At 62.2% G+C, this 18,765-nt stretch carries 17 protein-coding genes; 13 read left to right on the top strand and 4 right to left on the bottom strand.

Translation table 11 applies throughout. The features are described from left to right. The 3 genes from MOV61_RS20030 to MOV61_RS20020 form a co-directional block, all read right to left on the bottom strand. Positions 1-780: ABC transporter ATP-binding protein (locus MOV61_RS20030; protein ID WP_247137823.1), on the bottom strand; the 780-nt coding region annotated here is incomplete at its 3' end. A 5-nt stretch (positions 781-785) separates the two neighbouring features. Beyond that, a complete protein-coding gene (locus tag MOV61_RS20025) occupies positions 786-1,685 on the bottom strand; it encodes an ABC transporter permease (RefSeq protein WP_247137822.1) in 900 nt (299 codons plus the stop codon). Next, positions 1,682-2,656, bottom strand: coding sequence for an ABC transporter permease (locus MOV61_RS20020; protein WP_038547599.1), 975 nt, complete (start codon positions 2,654-2,656; stop codon positions 1,682-1,684). The genes MOV61_RS20025 and MOV61_RS20020 overlap by 4 nt, the downstream gene beginning before the upstream one ends. A 210-nt stretch (positions 2,657-2,866) precedes the next feature. Here MOV61_RS20020 and MOV61_RS20015 point away from each other — a divergent pair, with 210 nt between their 5' ends. From MOV61_RS20015 to scpA, 6 genes are all read left to right on the top strand, one after another. Next, positions 2,867-3,763, top strand: coding sequence for a LysR family transcriptional regulator (locus MOV61_RS20015; RefSeq protein ID WP_038591833.1), 897 nt, complete (start codon positions 2,867-2,869; stop codon positions 3,761-3,763). Positions 3,764-3,897: 134 nt separating this feature from the next. After that, entirely contained in the window at positions 3,898-5,430 is a 1,533-nt protein-coding gene (locus MOV61_RS20010) for an acyl-CoA carboxylase subunit beta (protein ID WP_247137821.1), read from the top strand. A gap of 52 nt (positions 5,431-5,482) precedes the next feature. Then, positions 5,483-5,857: a hypothetical protein gene (locus MOV61_RS20005; RefSeq protein WP_038549891.1), complete on the top strand. Its 375-nt coding sequence runs from the start codon at positions 5,483-5,485 to the stop codon at positions 5,855-5,857. Continuing rightward, the gene (locus MOV61_RS20000; RefSeq protein WP_247137820.1) at positions 5,857-7,869 is read left to right on the top strand and encodes an acetyl/propionyl/methylcrotonyl-CoA carboxylase subunit alpha; all 2,013 of its coding nucleotides are present in this window, start codon (positions 5,857-5,859) and stop codon (positions 7,867-7,869) included. Before MOV61_RS20005 ends, MOV61_RS20000 begins: the two co-directional genes overlap by 1 nt. Further along, positions 7,866-8,345, top strand: a complete 480-nt coding sequence (locus MOV61_RS19995; RefSeq protein WP_247137819.1) for a hypothetical protein — start codon at positions 7,866-7,868, stop codon at positions 8,343-8,345. The genes MOV61_RS20000 and MOV61_RS19995 overlap by 4 nt, the downstream gene beginning before the upstream one ends. Before the next feature lie 4 nt (positions 8,346-8,349). Further along, complete coding sequence (gene scpA, locus MOV61_RS19990; RefSeq protein ID WP_247137818.1) at positions 8,350-10,488, top strand: methylmalonyl-CoA mutase; 2,139 nt, start codon at positions 8,350-8,352, stop codon at positions 10,486-10,488. 3 nt (positions 10,489-10,491) lie between these two features. Here the strand turns inward: scpA and MOV61_RS19985 are convergent, their stop codons facing one another. After that, complete coding sequence (locus MOV61_RS19985; RefSeq protein ID WP_247137817.1) at positions 10,492-11,430, bottom strand: sugar-binding transcriptional regulator; 939 nt, start codon at positions 11,428-11,430, stop codon at positions 10,492-10,494. Positions 11,431-11,580: 150 nt separating this feature from the next. Between MOV61_RS19985 and MOV61_RS19980 the strand changes: the two genes are divergently transcribed. The 7 genes from MOV61_RS19980 to MOV61_RS19950 all read left to right on the top strand — a co-directional run. Beyond that, positions 11,581-12,906, top strand: coding sequence for an extracellular solute-binding protein (locus tag MOV61_RS19980; RefSeq protein ID WP_247137816.1), 1,326 nt, complete (start codon positions 11,581-11,583; stop codon positions 12,904-12,906). Continuing rightward, positions 12,893-13,885 (top strand): ABC transporter permease subunit, encoded by a 993-nt coding sequence (locus MOV61_RS19975; protein ID WP_247137815.1) that lies wholly within the window; start codon positions 12,893-12,895, stop codon positions 13,883-13,885. The genes MOV61_RS19980 and MOV61_RS19975 overlap by 14 nt, the downstream gene beginning before the upstream one ends. Before the next feature lie 2 nt (positions 13,886-13,887). Further along, complete coding sequence (locus MOV61_RS19970; RefSeq protein WP_247137814.1) at positions 13,888-14,808, top strand: ABC transporter permease subunit; 921 nt, start codon at positions 13,888-13,890, stop codon at positions 14,806-14,808. A gap of 16 nt (positions 14,809-14,824) precedes the next feature. Further along, positions 14,825-15,577 carry a glycerophosphodiester phosphodiesterase family protein gene (locus MOV61_RS19965; RefSeq protein WP_247137813.1) on the top strand — a complete coding sequence of 251 codons (753 nt, stop codon included), beginning with the start codon at positions 14,825-14,827 and terminating at the stop codon, positions 15,575-15,577. Further along, a complete protein-coding gene (locus MOV61_RS19960; RefSeq protein WP_247137812.1) occupies positions 15,564-17,087 on the top strand; it encodes an alkaline phosphatase in 1,524 nt (507 codons plus the stop codon). The genes MOV61_RS19965 and MOV61_RS19960 overlap by 14 nt, the downstream gene beginning before the upstream one ends. A gap of 23 nt (positions 17,088-17,110) precedes the next feature. Further along, positions 17,111-17,794, top strand: coding sequence for an HAD family phosphatase (locus MOV61_RS19955; RefSeq protein WP_247137811.1), 684 nt, complete (start codon positions 17,111-17,113; stop codon positions 17,792-17,794). A 113-nt stretch (positions 17,795-17,907) separates the two neighbouring features. After that, the coding region (locus MOV61_RS19950) for an ABC transporter ATP-binding protein (RefSeq protein WP_247137810.1) at positions 17,908-18,765 on the top strand (858 nt) is incomplete at its 3' end.

Genomic DNA, 18,765 nt, shown 5'->3' with positions numbered 1-18,765 from the left:
CGCAGGCACGGCGCAGAGCAGGCCGGACGGGTAGGGATGGCGTGGCGCGGTGAGCACCCCATCGACCTGTCCCGCCTCGACGATGCGGCCCGCATACATGACCATGATCCGGTCCGCGAGCGCCGCGACGACGCCGAGATCGTGGCTGATCCAGATCAGCGCCATGCCGAACTCACCGGCCAGCCGTTTGATCTCGAACAGGATCTGCGACTGGATCGTCACGTCGAGCGCCGTCGTCGGTTCGTCGGCGATGATCAGGTCCGGCCGGTGCAGCAGCGCAATCGCAATTGCCACGCGCTGGCGCATGCCCCCGGAAAATTGGTGCGGATAGGAATCCAGCCGCTCCTCCGGAGAGGGAATGCCGACGAGGCCGAGCGCATCGCGAGACCGGGCACGGGCTTCTGCGCGTGAAACCCGGTCATGCGCCTGCACGGTCTCGATCATCTGGGTGGCCACCGAGAGAACCGGGTTCAGCGTCATCATCGGATCCTGGAAGATCATCGCGATGCGTTTGCCACGGATGGCCCGCATCGCTGTCGGCGATTTCGTCAGCAGGTCTTCGCCGTTGAACAGGATCTGGCCGCTCACCACCCGACCCGGCGGATCGACGAGGCCGAGAATCGAGAAGCCGGTGATCGATTTGCCGGAGCCGGATTCGCCGACAAGCCCGACGATCTCCCGCTGACCGACCGTGAAGCTCACGTCGTCGACGGCCTTCAGCACGCCGCGACGGGTCATGAAATGGGTGGAAAGGTTCTTGACTTCGAGGACGGGTGTCATCGCGCTCACCTTTCGCCAAGTCGGGGATTGAGGACTTCGCGCAACCGGTCGCCGACGATGTTGATCGAGAACACCAGCACGAGCAGCAGCACGCCCGGATAGACGCTGATCCAGTATTCGCCGGACATCAGAAGCTGGTAGCCGTTGGCGATCAGCAGCCCGAGCGACGGTTCGGTGATCGGCAGGCCGATGCCGAGGAAGGAGAGGGTCGCTTCCGCCGAAATGGCGTTCGCCACCTGCAGCATGCCGATGACGATCAACGGCGGCAGACAGTTGGGCAGGATATGGCCGATCAGGATGCGCGGGGTGCCGATGCCAAGCGTCACCGCGGCCTCGACATAGTCCTTGTTCTTCTCGACAAGCGCCGCACTCCTGACGGCGCGGGCAAATGTCGCCCATTGCACCAAGATCAGCGCGAAGATCACCTTCCAGAGGCCCTGGCCGAGAAGTGCCAGCAGCATCAGCGCCACGAGGATGGTCGGAAAGCCGAGCATCAGATCGACGATACGCATGATCAGCGTGTCGATGCGCCCGCCGAAATAAGCGGCGATCAGGCCAAGCACGGTGCCGACGACGAGCGCGACGAGACCGGAAAAAACACCAACGCCGAGGCTGGTGCGCAGGCCGTAGATCATCGCCGAAAACATGTCGCGGCCCTGGCCGTCGGTGCCGAGCCAGTAGTTCATGCCGTCCATGCTCTGCGAGCCGGGCGGCAGCTTGGAATCGAGGATGTCCAGGACCGCGAGATCGAACGGGTTCTGGGGCGTCAGGTAAGGTCCAATGACTGCGGCAAACAGGAGGATGATGCAGACGATGGCGGCAACGACCGCCTTCGGACTGCGGCCGATGCCGGTAAACAGTCTGCCGAGCAGCATGTCTTCAGCAAAAAGGGCGCGAACGGTCACTGGGCACCTCCCAGCCGGACGCGGGGATCGACCAGCGAATAGAGCACGTCGACGACGAAATTGATGAAGATGAACAGGCTGACGATGACCAGCAGATAGGCAACCACGACAGGCCGGTCGAGCCGCATGATGCTGTCGATCAAAAGCTTGCCGATCCCCGGCCAGGCGAAGATCGTCTCCGTCACCACCGCAAAGGCGAGCATGCTGCCGAGTTCCAGGCCGATCACGGTGATCAGCGGGATCAGGATGTTCTTGAACACATGCACGAAGACGATGCGCCGTTCGGAAATGCCCTTGGCGCGCGCGAACTTGACGAAATCGAGCGGCATGGTTTCGCGCACCCCGGTGCGGGTGAGGCGGATGACCAGAGAGAGTTTGAACAGCGACAGATTGATTGCCGGCAGGATGAGATGCGTCAGGCCGTCCAGCGTGAAGAGGCTTGAATGGAGCCCAAGAAATTCGCCCATCTGGCCGCGTCCGGTGGAGGGCAGCCAGCCGAGCCAGACGGAGAAGATCATGATCAGCATCATGCCCTGCCAGAAGCTCGGCAACGAGAAACCGAAGATCGAGCCGGTCATGATCACTTCGTCGGTGGCGCTGTTCGGCTTCAGGCCGGACAGCAGGCCGAGCGGAATGCCGAGCAGCAGCGCGAAGACGAGGCCGGTCAGCGTCAACTCCAGCGTCGCCGGCAGGCGCTCGAAGATCAGGCTGATGGACGGACGGTTGAAGACGAAGGAACGGCCGAGGTCCCCATGCAGCGCATTCCAGGCGAAGGTGAAGAACTGTTCCCAGAGCGGCTTGTCGAGGCCGAGCGAGGCGACCACCTGGGCGCGTTCCGCAGGGCTCGCATCCGGAGCGATCAGCATTTCGGCCGGGTCGCCGATCGCGTAGATGCCGATGAAGACGATGATCGCGGTCACGATGAGGACGGCGATGCTCTGCAGGAAGCGGCGGATGACGAAAACCGTCATAGCATGCGCTCCCGCTTATCCTTCGTCCCGCAGGGACAGAGAATTTTCATGAAAGACGTTCCCTTTTTCTCTTTGTTGACGCAGACGATAGCCGTCCGGGAAGGATGCGCAATATTATGCGCGGAACGCATGGTCCTATGCGTTTTGCGCGTGGAAACCTTGTTCGATGTCTTTGCTTGTGTTCGCCGCCGCCTTCCGTAGGATCGCGACATGAATTTCAAGCAGCTCGAAATCTTCAAGACGATCATGGATACCGGTTCGACGATGGCAGCCGCCGCCCAGCTCGGCCTGTCGCAGTCGGCGATCAGCCGCCAGCTCGCGTCGCTGGAAGAGGAGATCGGGCGCGAACTCTTCCTGCGCGACAAGGGCCGTCTGATCCCGCGGCCGGAAGCGCATCTCCTGGTCGACGAGGTAGATGATGTCGCCGAGAGCGTCGCCCGGCTGCGCGTCAAGGTCGGCGACGTCCGCTCCGGCGCCTTCGGCGAGGCACTGATCCGGGTCGCCTTCCCGCACAGCCTCGCGACCACCATGCTGCCGCCGATCCTCGCCCGCTTCAAGGCCGATCATCCGCGCGTCACGGTGGAAATCCTGAGCGGCCCCTATGATGCGATAGAGCGGATGGTGCGCGGCCGCGTCGCCGATCTCGGCTTCGTTCGACTGCCGCCGGAGGAACATTCCTTCGACGCCCGCCCGCTCTTTGCCAGCGGCACGACCTGCGTGATGCCGGCCGGCCATCCGCTGGCCGCCAAGCAGGCGATTGATGTCAACGATCTCGCTCGCAACGACCTGATCCTGCTCGGTCGACAGCGCGTCAACCGCAACGAGCTGGAACACGAACTGCGCCGTATGGTGCCGACCTACCGCTGCAGCCTCGAAGTCCATTCGGTCGAAACGGCCTGCGCCTGTGCAGCCCAGGGCCTCGGCATCGCCATCGTGCCGTCGCTGATCGCCGAATTCTTTCGCAGCGATGCGCTCGCCATGCGGCCCTTCGTGCCGGACAAGATCGCCGATTACGGGATCATCACCATGCCCGGCGCGCCGCTGTCCTGGACGGCCGAGGCCTTCATCAACATCATCAAGACGAATTCGGGCGAAACCGCGCTCTAATTGCCGTCGTATGTTTTCCGGCGTTTTGCATTTTCCGGTTCACGCTCTTATCAATTCGTATAGATGCGCGTTCCGCGGTTTCCCGTCGGGGCGCAAGACGCTAAGTAATGCCTAATGGAATACCGGGAGCAGACATGCGGGCAGTTCTGGGTGAAGTCGAAAAACGCCGTGCGGAGGCAAGACTTGGCGGGGGGAGCAAGCGTATCGAGGCGCAGCATGCCAAGGGCAAGCTGACTGCCCGCGAGCGCATCGAGGTCCTGCTCGACGAGGGCTCGTTCGAGGAGTTCGACATGTACGTGACCCACCGCGCGGTGGATTTCGGCATGGCCGAACAGAAGGTCGCGGGCGACGGCGTCGTCACCGGTTGGGGGACGATCAACGGCCGCCAGGTCTATGTTTTCTCCCAGGACTTTACCGTTCTCGGCGGCTCGCTCTCCGAGACCCATGCGCAAAAAATCTGCAAGATCATGGACATGGCGGTGCGCGTCGGCGCCCCGGTGATCGGCCTGAATGACAGTGGCGGCGCCCGTATTCAGGAAGGCGTCGCGTCGCTCGCCGGTTACGCCGAAGTTTTCCGCCGCAATGCAGAGGCCTCCGGCGTCGTGCCGCAGATTTCCGTCATCATGGGCCCCTGCGCCGGCGGCGCGGTCTATTCGCCGGCCATGACCGACTTCATCTTCATGGTGCGCGACAGTTCCTACATGTTCGTCACAGGTCCGGATGTGGTGAAGACCGTCACCAACGAGATCGTCACCGCCGAAGAACTCGGCGGCGCGGGCACCCACACGAAGAAGTCGTCGGTCGCCGATGCCGCCTTCGAGAATGACATCGAGGCGCTCGAAGCCGTCCGCCAGCTCTTCGATTTCCTGCCCCTGAACAATCGCGAAAAGCCGCCGGTCCGTCCCTTCCACGACGATCCGGCCCGCGTCGAGAGCCGCCTCGACAGCCTGATCCCGGACAGCGCCGCAAAACCCTACGACATGAAGGAACTGATCTATGCGATCGCCGACGAGGGCGATTTCTTCGAGATTCAGGAAGCCTATGCGCGAAACATCATCACCGGCTTCATCCGCCTCGAAGGCCAGACGGTTGGCGTCGTCGCCAACCAGCCGATGGTGCTGGCCGGCTGCCTGGACATCGACAGTTCCCGCAAGGCCGCCCGTTTCGTGCGTTTCTGCGACGCGTTCTCGATCCCGATCCTGACCCTGGTGGACGTGCCGGGTTTCCTTCCCGGCGTGGCCCAGGAATATGGCGGCGTCATCAAGCATGGTGCAAAACTGCTGTTCGCTTATTCCGAAGCGACCGTCCCGATGGTCACGCTGATCACGCGAAAAGCCTATGGCGGCGCCTATGACGTCATGGCCTCGAAGCATATCGGCGCCGACTTCAATTATGCCTGGCCGACAGCCGAAATCGCCGTGATGGGCGCCAAGGGAGCGACCGAGATCCTCTACCGCTCCGAACTCGGTGACGCGGACAAGATCGCGGCGCGGACGAAGGAATACGAGGAGCGTTTCGCCAACCCGTTCGTGGCGGCCGAGCGAGGCTTCATCGACGAGGTGATCATGCCCCATTCGTCCCGCCGCCGCATCGCCCGGGCGTTTGCCTCGCTGCGCAACAAGCAGGTAACGACGCATTGGAAAAAACACGACACGATCCCGCTGTGACGCCCCCTGTGACAAGAGCGGCCGCAGCCATGAAATACCGCAGGAGACCATGATGCCCAAAATCCCCGAAATGACCAAACATCGTGGCTTTCCGTCGGGTTTAACTGGAACGCAGTGGCAGTTCACCATTCGTCGGGCGAATCCCAAGGTGACGGTGCTGGGACAATGGCCGCGCCATCCCAGCCGGGATCAGACGGTCGCCCTGGCCGATACCGCCTTCATGCATTCCCTTTGGCATTATTTCGGAGCGGAACCCTTTGAGCGCGGCAATCTCGATGGCGAACGCTTGTCGCGTTTGCTGGGACGGGAAGTGATCCCGGCAGACCGCGCGTTCGACCCCGCCTCCTATCAGGCGATGTTACGTATCAACGAGAGCCTGGCGCGGAAAAACTTTCCCCAGGCTTTCGAAGACGTTTTGGAGGTTTGATGGCGGCGTTTAAGAAAATCCTCATCGCCAACCGTGGCGAGATCGCCTGCCGGGTCATCAAGACCGCAAAAAAGATGGGCATTGCGACGGTCGCCGTCTATTCGGACGCGGATGCCGAGGCGCTGCATGTACGGATGGCCGACGAGGCGGTGCATATCGGCCCGGCGCCGTCCAGCCAGTCCTATATCGTCATTGACAGGATACTCGAGGCAATCAGGAAGACCGGAGCCGATGCCGTGCACCCCGGTTATGGGTTCCTGTCGGAAAACGCAGCGTTTGCGCAGGCGCTGGAAAAGGCAGGCGTTGCCTTCATCGGCCCCCCGGTCAAAGCCATCCAGGCGATGGGCGACAAGATCACCTCGAAGAAGATCGCAGCCGACGCCGGCGTCTCCACCGTTCCCGGCCATATGGGCCTGATCGAAGATGCCGAGGAGGCGGTAAAAATCTCCGCCTCGATCGGTTATCCTGTGATGATCAAGGCTTCGGCCGGCGGCGGCGGCAAGGGCATGCGCATCGCCTGGAACGATACCGAGGCGCGCGAGGGTTTCCAGTCCTCCCGCAACGAGGCGAAGAACTCGTTCGGCGACGACCGCATCTTCATCGAAAAGTTCGTCGACCAGCCGCGCCATATCGAAATCCAGGTGCTCGGCGATCAACACGGCACCACGCTTTATCTCGGCGAGCGCGAATGCTCGATACAGCGCCGCAACCAGAAGGTCATCGAGGAGGCACCGTCGCCCTTCCTCGACGCGGCAACGCGCAAGGCCATGGGCGAGCAGGCCGTCGCACTCGCGAAAGCGGTTGGTTATTTCTCGGCCGGCACTGTCGAGTTCATCGTCGACGGCGCCAGAAATTTCTATTTCCTCGAGATGAACACCCGTCTGCAGGTGGAGCATCCGGTGACTGAGCTCGTCACCGGCATCGATCTCGTCGAGCAGATGATCCGCGTTGCGTCAGGCGAGAAACTGTCCTTTGGTCAGGACGACGTCAAGCTGAATGGCTGGGCGATCGAAAGCCGGCTATACGCCGAGGATCCCTACCGCAATTTCCTACCCTCGATCGGCCGGCTGACCCGCTACCGCCCGCCCGCCGAGGGCCGGCAGGACGACGATACCGTGGTGCGCAACGATACCGGCGTCTTCGAAGGCGGCGAGATCTCGATGTATTATGACCCGATGATCGCAAAACTCTGCACCTGGGCGCCCGAGCGTTTGGCCGCGATCGACGCAATGGGTAAGGCTCTGGACGATTTCGAGGTGGATGGCATCGGCCATAACCTGCCTTTCCTGTCGGCCGTCATGGGGCATGGCCGATTCCGCTCCGGAAACATCACCACCGCCTTCATCGCCGAAGAGTTCCCGGAAGGCTTTTCCGGTGTGCATCCGGACGAGGCGGCGGCAAAGAAGCTCGCCGCCATCGCCGTCCTGGTCAATCAGGCGCTGCAGGAGCGCGCGGTGCAGATCTCCGGCACGATCGGCAATCATCGCCGGGTGATCGGCAAGGATTGGGTGGTAACGCTCGCCGGTTTCGAGGAAGCCGTAACGCTCGAAACCGGGCCTGACGGCACCGGCGTCCGCTTTGCCGACGGAACGCCGCTTTCCGTCGCCGGCGGCTGGCTTCCGGGCCAGCAACACGCCCGCTTCCAGGTCGGCGGCGAGACGATGGGCGTCAAGGTCAACCTCGTCGGCTCGGCCATCCGGCTGCGCTGGCGGGGCATAGACGTAACCGCCCGCGTCCGTTCGCCCCGCGTTGCCGAACTTGCCCGCCTGATGCCGAAAAAACTGCCGCCGGACACTTCGAGAATGCTGCTCTGCCCCATGCCCGGCGTCATCACCTCCGTCTCGGTGAAAGTCGGCGACATCGTCGAAGCCGGCCAGACGCTGGCGACCGTCGAGGCGATGAAGATGGAAAACGTGCTGAAGGCGGAGAGGAAGGGCGTGGTCAAACGGGTCGCCGCGAGCCAGGGCCAAAGCCTGGCGGTCGACGAGTTGATCATGGAGTTCGAGGGGTGAAGGCGCGGGTGAAACGAGAGGCCAAGATTATAGCTTCAATGCTTGGCGGATTATTTGGCACAGCATTGGCAATCTTCGCGCATTTTTTCATATGGATGGGCTTTCCACCGCTGAACTCAGACGTTGCGTTTCTTGCTACCTCGCTGCTCATCGGTCTCCCGACGCCAGGTGGAGCTCCGTACGGAATTCATTTATACAACAGCGGAATTTGGGCCTTTTGGGGCGCAGTTTTCTTCAGCTTAATCATGCGAATTTGCTTTGGGCACCTTCGTGTCTCCAGGGTCTTTCTCATTTACGTCGCGGGCATGGCGCTAATCGCTGTTGGGGGGAAACTGGCCGAGCACGCGATCGTAGAAGGATCAGCGCTCGGCAACGGATTCCTTATAGCTTATGTTGTTGTTGGTCTTTTCGGAGTACGCGACTGGCCTGCCCAGAGCGCGCGTCCCGCCCTACAGGATGCATCATCGGAGGCATGATCTCATGACCAATAAGGCAATCGCTGACTGGGCATCCCTGGCGGCAAAAGAAATCAAAGCCTCGCCCGACACGCTGACCTGGCACACGCCCGAGGGTATCGACGTCAGGCCGCTCTATACGGCTCAAGACCTTGAGGGCATCGACCATCTGGATTCGCTGCCCGGCATGAAGCCCTTCGTGCGAGGCCCGCGCGCCACCATGTATGCTGGACGGCCGTGGACGATCCGCCAATATGCCGGTTTCTCGACCGCCGAAGCGTCGAACGCCTTCTACCGCCGCAATCTCGCCGGCGGCCAGAAAGGCCTCTCCGTCGCCTTCGACCTCGCCACTCATCGCGGCTACGACAGCGACCATCCGCGGGTCGAGGGCGATGTCGGCAAGGCGGGCGTCGCGATCGATTCGGTCGAAGACATGAAGATCCTGTTCGACGGCATTCCCTTGAAGGACATGTCGGTGTCGATGACCATGAACGGCGCGGTCATCCCGATCCTTGCCTCGTTCATCGTCGCCGGCGAGGAGCAAGGCTGTTCCCGCGCGGAACTTTCCGGGACGATCCAGAACGACATTTTGAAGGAGTTCATGGTCCGCAACACCTATATCTATCCGCCCGAGCCCTCGATGCGGATCGTCGCCGACATCATCGAATATACGGCAAAAGAAATGCCGAAGTTCAATTCGATTTCGATATCCGGCTATCATATGCAGGAAGCGGGTGCGACGCTCGTCCAGGAACTCGCCTTCACGCTGGCCGACGGCCGCGAATATGTCCGTGCCGCACTTGCCAAGGGTCTCAGCGTCGACGAGTTCGCTGGCCGGCTGTCGTTTTTCTTCGCGATCGGCATGAATTTCTTCATGGAGGCGGCCAAGCTGCGTGCCGCCCGGCTTCTGTGGTCGCGGATCATGGAGGAGTTCAAGCCGCAGAAGGCGTCGTCGCTGATGCTGCGCACCCATTGCCAGACGTCGGGCGTCTCGCTGCAGGAGCAGGACCCCTACAACAACGTCATCCGCACGGCCTATGAGGCCCTGTCAGCGGTGCTCGGCGGCACCCAATCGCTGCACACCAACGCGCTGGACGAGGCGATGGCTTTGCCGACCGATTTTTCCGCCCGCATCGCCCGCAACACCCAGCTGATCCTCAGCCACGAAACCGGCGTGACGAAGGTCGTCGATCCGCTGGCCGGATCCTATTATGTCGAGAGCCTGACCAATGAGCTTGCGGAAAAAGCCTGGGCCTTGATCGAGGAGGTCGAGGCCATGGGCGGCATGACCAGGGCGGTCGCCGACGGTTTGCCGAAACGGCTGATCGAGGAGGCTGCCACCCGCCGTCAGGCGGCCGTCGACCGCGGCGAGGAAATCATCGTCGGCGTCAATAAATACCGGCTGGAAAACGAGGACGAGATCGACATCCTGGCGATCGACAATTCCGCGGTCCGCAAAGGCCAGATCAAGCGGCTGAAGGAGGTTCGCCGGCAGCGGGATCCGAAGCGGGTGGCGGCGGCGCTCGCGGTCCTTGAGGAAGCGGCCGAAACCGGCGAGGGAAACCTGCTGGAAGTGGCGATCGAAGCCGCCCGTGCCCGCGCCACCGTCGGTGAAATCTCCGACGCGATGCGGCAAGCCTTCGGCGACCACTCGGCGGTGCCGGAGGTGGTCAGCGATATCTACGGACCCGCCTATGAGGACGATCCGGAATACAAGACGATCGTCTCGCGGCTCGGCAGCTATGCTCAAGCGCTTGGCAAAAGGCCGAAGATCATGGTCGCCAAGCTCGGCCAGGACGGACACGACCGCGGCGCCAAGGTGATCGCATCGGCTTTCGGCGATATCGGTTTCGAGGTTCTCGCCGGCCCGCTGTTCCAGACGCCCGAAGAGGCGGCGGATCTGGCGGTGAGGGAAAAGGTGCAGGTGGTCGGCATGTCGTCGCTTGCCGCCGGCCACAGGACACTCGCGCCGCAACTCGTCGAGGCGCTGAAGCAGAGGCATGCCGAAAACGTCGTCGTCGTCGTCGGTGGCGTCGTGCCCCGGCAGGATTACGACTACCTGATGGAGAACGGCGTTGCCGCCGTCTTCGGCCCCGGCACCAACGTGCTCGATGCCGCCAACTCGATCATCGACCTGCTCGAAGGCAAGCGAAGGAATATCTGACGACTACTTCGCCGCCAGCATCGCCTTGGCGCTGTCGGCATCTGTGATCAGCACGTTGATCAGCCCGTTCTGCGCCACAGCCTGCAGGATCTTGTGCTTGTGCGGCCCGCCCGAGGCGACGATGCGGCAGCCGATGCGGCGAAAATCCTCCATCTCAGGCGCCAGAACCTGCCGGTTCAACGGATGATCGATTTCCTTGCCGGAGGCGTCGAGATAACGGCCCATCAGGTCGCCGACCGCCCCGGCTTGTCTGAGGATCTGCTCGGTCATGCCTTCCGGCAGACCGTAGCGCACCTGCAGCGACTGCTGCGACACGTCGCCGACGCTGAGGTAAGCGACATCCACCTCGCAGATCTGCTTGAACGTCCGTTGGAACACTGCCTGGGAGATGATCGCATCGCGCGATTCCGGGCTCTCGGCATAGATCGGCGCCACGAAATAGCGGCACTGGGCGTTCAGCACTTGCGCGAAGCCGCGGACGATCTCGAACGTGTTGATTTCGGAGCCCTGCGTCAGCCCGCCCATCATCGACCGCACCTTGATCTGCGGCTCGTTGAGCGAGGGAATGTGCTGGATCGTCTCGCGCAGCGTCGAGCCCCAGCCGACGCCGATCGAGGCAGGTTTCTGCGTCTGGATCAGCCGGCCGAGAAAGCCGGCGGCCCCGCGTCCGAGCACCGAATGCAGAAGCGCCGGATCCGTCGGCGTCGGCACCACGACCGCATCCTGCAGGCCGAACCGCTTGCGCAATTTCGCCTCCAGCTCGACGCTTTCGGCCAGCACGGAATCGAAGCTGATCCTGACGACGCCCGCTTCCAGCGCCTCCGATAGGATCTCGTTGACACGCCGCCGCGTGATGTTCATCCGCTCGGCGATCTGCTGCTGGGTAAGGCTTTCCACGTGATAGAGCCACGCGGCCCGCACCATCAGCTCACGATATTCCATTGTCCCCACCTTTGAAGTATCATATGTCACATGTGTGTAACATGTGTAACCTAACCCATCCAAGTCATGGCTAACCCAGACTGATGGAGATGGCCAGAACCGAAACAGGGCGGGTCGCGTGAAAGACCCGATTATGGAGGGATCCGAAACATGGCTTCGACATATGTGAAATCGATAACCGGCCTTCTTGCCGCCGGCGCGCTGCTGGTGGGCGCGACGGGTGCGACTGCCGCCGACCGAGTCAAGATCGAATGGTGGTATGCGATCTCCGGCAAGCTCGGCGATACCGTCCAGCAGCTGATCTCCGACTTCAACAAGTCGCAGGACAAGTACGAGCTCGTCGGCACGTTCAAGGGCAATTACGAAGAGACCATGGCCGCCATGGTCGCCGCATACCGCGTCAATCAGCAGCCAGCTATCCTCCAGTCTGCCGAGCGCGGGTTCATGACCATGCTGAATTCCGGCGCCGTCATCCCGGTCGATCAACTGATGGCCAAGCAAGGCTACAAGATCGACTGGAACGATTTCGTCAAGCCGGTCGCAGGCTTCTACATCGTCAACGGCAAGCCGGCAGCACTTCCCTTCAACTCGTCGACGCCGATCCTCTGGTACAATGCCGATGCCTTCAAGGCCGCCGGCTTCGACGCGCCGTCCGACACCTGGCAGGGCCTCGAAAAGCAGCTTTATGCACTGAAGGAAAAGAAGATCACCGATTGCTCGATGGCGCTGCCGGGTGATTTCCAGTGGAGCCTGATCGAGAACTATTCGGCGATCAACAACTATCCCTTCGCCACCAGGGCCAATGGGTATGCCGGCCTCGACACCGAATTTGTCTACAACAAGACCGGTGTTGTCGGCCAGGTTGCCCGTCTCAAGAAGTGGGTTGATGACGGCGTGCTGAAAATCGCCGGCCAGGGCGTTGCCCCGATCAGCCTTTTCACCTCCGGCACCTGCGCGACGATCATCAATTCCACCGCCAGCCATTCCGGCGTCGAAGCCGATGCCAAGTTCAAGTGGAGCGCTGCGGTTATGCCGCATGAGGAAGGCGCCGATGTCAGGAACGGCACGATCGGCGGTGCATCGCTCTGGGCTGTCAAGGGCAAGTCGGAAGAGGTTCAGGCAGGCGTCGCAGCTTTCTTCAACTTCGTTGCCCAGCCTGATACCCAGGAATGGTGGAGCAAGGCGACCGGCTACGTTCCCGTCACCAATGCGGCCTATCAGAAGATGAAGGCTGAAGGTTATTTCAAGGATCACCCGACCCGCGAAATTGCCATCGAGCAGCTGTCGCGCGGCGAGCCGACCGACAATTCCCGCGGCTTCCGCTTCGGCAACCACAACCAGTCGACCGCCATCCTGATCGAGGAAATCCAGGCCGTGTGGACCGGCAAAAAGACGCCGCAGGAAGCGCTCGACAGTTCCGTCAAGCGCGGCAACGAAATCCTGCGCCAGTACGAGAAGCTCCATGCCGGCAAGTGATGCCATCATGATGGAGAACGAGGGCGTGGCGACAAGCCCCCGTTTGCCCTTGCGGCGGAGCCTCAGCTCCCTGGTCGGGACGTCGGAAGCGGGGCTGAAGGCCTCGCATTTCCGGCGGCCCTGGCTGGCCGCCGGCCTTCTCGCGCCGCAGCTGCTGATCCTGCTCTTCTTTTTCTTCATCCCCACCTGGAAGGCTCTATCGCTCGCCTTCGTGCAGGTGGATCCGTTCGGCGGCACGATGATCTTCGTCGGGCTGGAAAACTTCACCACCCTGTTTTCGAGCCCCGAATATCGAGACAGTGCCATCCTGACGCTGTGGTTCACGGTTGTGCAATGTATCGCCACGCTCGCCATCGCCGGGCTGTTGGCCTTCGCCACCGACAACGTCATGCGCGGCCGGGCGATCTACAAGGGCGTCATCCTTCTGCCTTATGCGATCGCGCCGGCCATATCCGGCGTGCTCTGGGCTTTCCTGTTCAACCCGACCGTCGGCCCGCTCGCCCAGATGCTGCATCAGTTGGGCTTCGCCTGGGACCCGAACCGCCGGCCGTTCGACGCGCTGCTGCTGGTCTCGGTCGCGGCGGTCTGGAAACATGTCTGCTATGATTACATCTTCCTCGTCGCCGCGTTTCTGGCCGTGCCTGCCTCAGTGATGGAAGCGGCCGCGATCGACGGCGCCCGTCCGGTCCGCCGCTTTTTCACGATGACATTGCCCATGGCGGCACCCACCATTTTCTTCCTGATCGTCATGAATTTCGTCTACGGCCTGTTCGAGACCTTCGGCATTATCGACACGGTGACGCGCGGCGGACCCGCCGGCAGCACCAACACCCTGGTCTACAAGGTTTATCAGGACGGTTTCCGGCAGCTCGACCTCGGCTCGTCTGCCGCCCAGTCGGTAATCCTGATGGCGATTGCCGTGCTCTTCACCATCCTGCAGTTCCGCGCCGTCGAGCGCAAAGTCAATTATCAGGTGTGACCATGGTCGAACGTCATACGGGCCTGTCGATCTTCTGCCATGTCGTCCTGCTGATCGGCGCAGCCGTCGTCTGCATGCCGCTCTATTTCGCTTTCGTCGCCGGTTCGCTGACGGTCGGCGAGGTGCAGCAGGTGCCGTTTCCGCTGGTTCCCGGCGGCCATTTCGTCGAAAACACCGTCCTTGCCTGGAACGAAGGCCAGTTCAGCCGGCTCTACGTCAATTCCTTCATCGTCACCGTCGGCATTGTCGTCGGCAAGCTGACGGTCTCGCTGATAGCCGGCTTCGCAGTCACCTATTTCCGCTTTCCCTTCCGTATGACCGCCTTCTGGCTGATCTTCATCTCGCTGATGCTGCCGGTCGAAGTCCGCATCATCCCGACCTATGAGGCGGTGGCCGACGCCGGCGGGCCGCTGCGGTCGTTGTTCGACGCTATCGGCCTGACGGGCTTCATAGCCGACAGGACCGGCTATCAGCTCGACGCGGCGCTGCAATGGAACATGATCAACAGTTACGGCGGCCTCATCCTGCCGCTGATCGCCTCGGCGTCCGCGACCTTCCTGTTCCGGCAGTTCTTCCTGACCGTACCGGACGAACTCTGCGAGGCGGCCAAGCTCGATGGCGCCGGTCCGTTGAAATTCTTCTGGGATGTGCTGTTGCCGCTGTCTCGCGCCAATATCGCGGCGCTGTCGATCATCCTCTTCCTCTACGGTTGGAACCAGTATCTCTGGCCGCTCCTCTTCACCACCGAGAAGTCGATGGCGACGGCGATGATCGGATTGAAGGACCTGATCCCGGTTGCCGACGCCCAACCAGCCTGGAACATCGCCATGGCCGCCTCTTTTTTTGTGATGGCGCCGCCCGCGCTCGTCATCCTTCTGATGCAACGCTGGTTCACCAAAGGTCTGGTAGACTCCAGCAAATAGAAATGAGGTATTTCCAATGACCAATCCCATCATCGTCGGCCATCGCGGCGCCCGCAATCTCTGGGCGGAGAACAGCCTGACCGGCTTTCGCAACCTTCTCGACCTCGAAGTCGAATCGGTCGAATTCGACGTGCACCTGAGCGCCACCGGCGAACTCCTCGTCATCCATGACGCGACGCTCGACCGCACTACCGAACGCTCCGGCCGGGTAAGCGAACTTGCCGCCGGCGAATACCGCTCGGTGATCCTCAAGGGCACCGATGAGCACATTCCGACGCTCGAAGACGTGCTCGAAATCTACGCGTCGACCGGCCTCGAACTGCATGTGGAACTGAAGGCCGACGCCGACGGCACGCCCTATGAAGGCCTCGAAGCCAGGGCTGCCGCGATGCTCGATCGTTTCGGCGTTGCGGAGAATTCCTTCCTGACCAGCTTCAGCAGTGAAGTCCTGAAGACGATCGGCGAGGTCGCGCCGCATATCCGCCGGCTGTCGTCGCTCAATCACAAATCCGTCCAGGCTCTCGGCTTGCGCCAGTCCGTCGAAGCCATGCTGCGGGTCTCCGACGTGCTGGCGATCGAAAAGGCGCTGCTTCTGGAGGAATGGGAATTGCTCTCCGCGCTTGTCCCACCCGAAAAGCTCGGCGTCTGGGTTCCGAACGAATTGGAAGACCTGTCCTTCTGGCTTAAGCGCCCGCTCCGCCAGATTACCACTGACCGCCCGGACCTTGCGGTCAAGGCTCGCGAAGGACTGTTCGATGCCGCTCATTGATCGTCGAAGCCTGCTGCTGGGCGGATTGGCGGCGGCTGCCATCTGGCGACCGCTCGGCTCCGCACGGGCGGCAAGCTTCAGCACTGATCCCTTCGCTCTCGGTGTCGCCTCCGGTGCGCCGAGGGCCGACAGCGTCGTCCTTTGGACGCGGCTGATCCTGGAGAACGCATCGCCCGCCGCCGCCGATCCCTTTGCCCCGGCGCCGAAGCAGAACCTCGATCCGATCGACGTGGAGTGGACGGTCGTCGAGGACGAGGCTTTTTCAAAGCCGGTCCGGTCAGGCCTATTCCGTGCAGTCCCCGAATTCGCCCATTCCGTGCATGTCGAGGTCACGGGCCTTCAACCCGGCCGCTGGTATTTCTACCGTTTCCGCTCCGGCAATGCGACGAGCCCGGTCGGCCGCACCCGAACAGCACCGGCCGACAGCGTCAATTCGCTTCGCCTCGCCTTCGCCTCCTGCCAGCAATACGAGCAGGGTTTCTACAGCGCCTATGCCGACATGGCCGGCCGCGACCTCGATCTCGTCGTCCATCTCGGAGATTACATCTATGAGCGGAGTTATGGCGCGCAGCTCGTGCGCAAGCACCAGACCGGCATACCATCGATGCTCTACGAATTCCGCGACCGTTATGCTCTCTACAAATCCGACCCGCAACTACAGGCCGCCCACGCCGCCTTTCCCTGGCTCGCCGTCTGGGACGATCACGAGGTTACCAACAATTACGCCAATGACCGCGCCCCCGATGCGCCGAATCCGGCCGAATTCCTTGCCCGCCGCCGCGCCGCATATCAGGCCTGGTTCGAGCACATGCCGGTGCATCCGAGCCTTGCCGCCGGATTCGATGCGTTCCGCATCTACGACCACTATCGGTTCGGCAATCTGGCTGGCGTGACGCTTCTCGACACGCGGCAATACCGCTCGCCGGAACTCGAGGGTTCCGCCGGCGACGATCGGCCGGAGCGGACCATGCTCGGCCCCGCACAGGAAGAATGGCTCGGCAAGACGCTTGGTACCAGCCAGGCGAAATGGAACATCATCGCCCAGCAGACCCTGCTTGCCGAACGCGACACCAAGGCCGGGCCCGCTACGGCATACAATCTCGACGGCTGGGACGGCTATCGCGCCGCCCGCGGTCGTCTGCTGGAGGCGGTGCAGACCTCGGCGGTCGAGAACCCGGTAATCATCGGCGGTGATCTGCATGCCTTCTACGCCGCTGATGTGAAGCGCGATTTCGCCGACGAAAAGGTCCAGGCAATCGCCAGTGAATTCGTCTGCGGCTCGATCACCTCGGACGCGCCGTCTGCCGCAAGCCTTGCGACCGCACTTGCCGAAAACCCGCATCTCAAGTTTGCCTCGGACAAGCATGGTTATGCGATCATGCGCTTGAGCGAGCGGTCGGCCGAGGTGGATTTCATCGGTGTCGCCGACCGCAAGCAGCAGAATTCCCCCGCCTCCGTTTTCCAGAGCTTTGCCGTCGCCGACGGTGCAGCCGGCGTCAATCGGCTTTGACGCCTCACCCAAGTTGGACTTTCATGCAGATAGATCTCCTGATTTTCGATTGTGACGGCGTCCTGATCAACAGCGAGCCGATCGCCAGCCGCACGCTTGCCAAGGCCCTGCAGGATGCCGGCGCCGCGATCACCACCGAAGAGGTGCTGGCCCGCTTCACCGGCAATTCGGCGAGCGTCATCCGCCGCATCTGCACCGAAGAGCTTGGCATTGCCGATCTGGATACGGTCCTCGAGGCCTGGCATCTCGATATCTATCCGGAATTCGCCCGCTCGCTGGAACCGATGCCCGGTATCGAAAGCCTCGTTCGCTCGTTACCGCATCGCAAATGCGTCGCCTCCAACAGTTCGACGGACCGGCTGTCGAAAAGCCTTGGTCTTTTGCCCCTCTGGAACGCTTTTGCGCCCTCCATCTTCAGCGCCGACATGGTGGCACGGCCGAAACCCGCGCCGGATCTCTTCCATCTCTGCGCCGAAACCCTGTCCGCCGATGCGGCCCGTTGCGTGGTGATAGACGACAGCGCCCATGGAATCACCGGGGCGAGGGCGGCGGGCATGACGGCGATCGGTTTTGTCGATCCCGCCGATCCGCGGCCCGGCCGCGTGAAAACCCTGGCAGAAGCAGGAGCGATTTTCGTGGCGACCGGGGCCGACGAGCTTCAGGAAGCGCTTGCCCGCCTTGAAGCGCCACTGACCGTCGAAGCCTGAGCGGCCACCTTCCAGACATCCGGCAATAAAAAATCCAGGGTGTCATCCGCCTGTAAAACTCCGGCCCTAAGAAACCCCCAGCGAGATTGCACGGCTGTGCAAAAGGGGGTTCGATGGAACGGGACGGTTTTCTGGAATTGCGCGGTGTCGCCAGCCGTTATGGCGCCACGCAGGTTCTGACCGATATCGATCTGTCGATCGCCAAGGGCGAATTCGTGGCGCTGCTCGGTTCGTCCGGCTGCGGCAAGACCACGCTTCTGCGCTTGCTCGCCGGCTTCATCGGGCCCTCGGCCGGCGAAGTGAAGGTGCGCCATCGCGACGTGACTTACCTTCCGCCCGACAAACGCGGCATGGCGCTGGTTTTCCAATCCTATGCGCTTTGGCCTCACATGACGGTGGCGCAGAACATCGGTTACGGACTGAAGCTGAAGGGCGTTTCGCGCAGCGAGATCGCTACTCGTGTTGCCGCCATGCAGTCGCTGCTCGGCCTTGATGGGCTGGAGATGCGCAAGCCGCAGGCGTTGTCAGGAGGCCAGCGCCAGCGTGTCGCGCTCGGTCGGGCGCTCGCCATCGATCCGGAAATCCTGCTGCTCGACGAGCCGCTGTCGAACCTCGACGCACGCATCCGCCTGACTGTGCGCCACGAGTTGCGGGCGCTGCAGAAGCGGCTTGGGATCACCGCGATCCATGTTACCCACGACCGCGAGGAGGCTATGGTGATGGCCGACCGGATCATCATCCTGAATGCAGGCAGGATCGCTCAACAGGGCACGCCGGAGGAAGTCTATAACCGTCCCGCCTCAGCCTTCGTCGCCGCCTTCATGGGTGCCGAAAATGTGCTTCTCCTGAACGGTGCGCCGCAGAGTGACCAGTTCGCGATCGCCGTCGGCCCGGCCAATGCGGCCTGTTCCGTGCCGCTGCTCGGCCGTCCGCTGGCCGCCGGTCCGGTCGAAGCTCGCTTCCGCCCGGAG

The sequence above is a fragment of the Neorhizobium sp. BETTINA12A genome, from assembly GCF_023006485.1.
GTDB lineage: Bacteria > Pseudomonadota > Alphaproteobacteria > Rhizobiales > Rhizobiaceae > Neorhizobium.
Note: the sequence above shows the minus strand (reverse complement) of the source record. Positions and strands in the feature narration are given on the sequence as shown.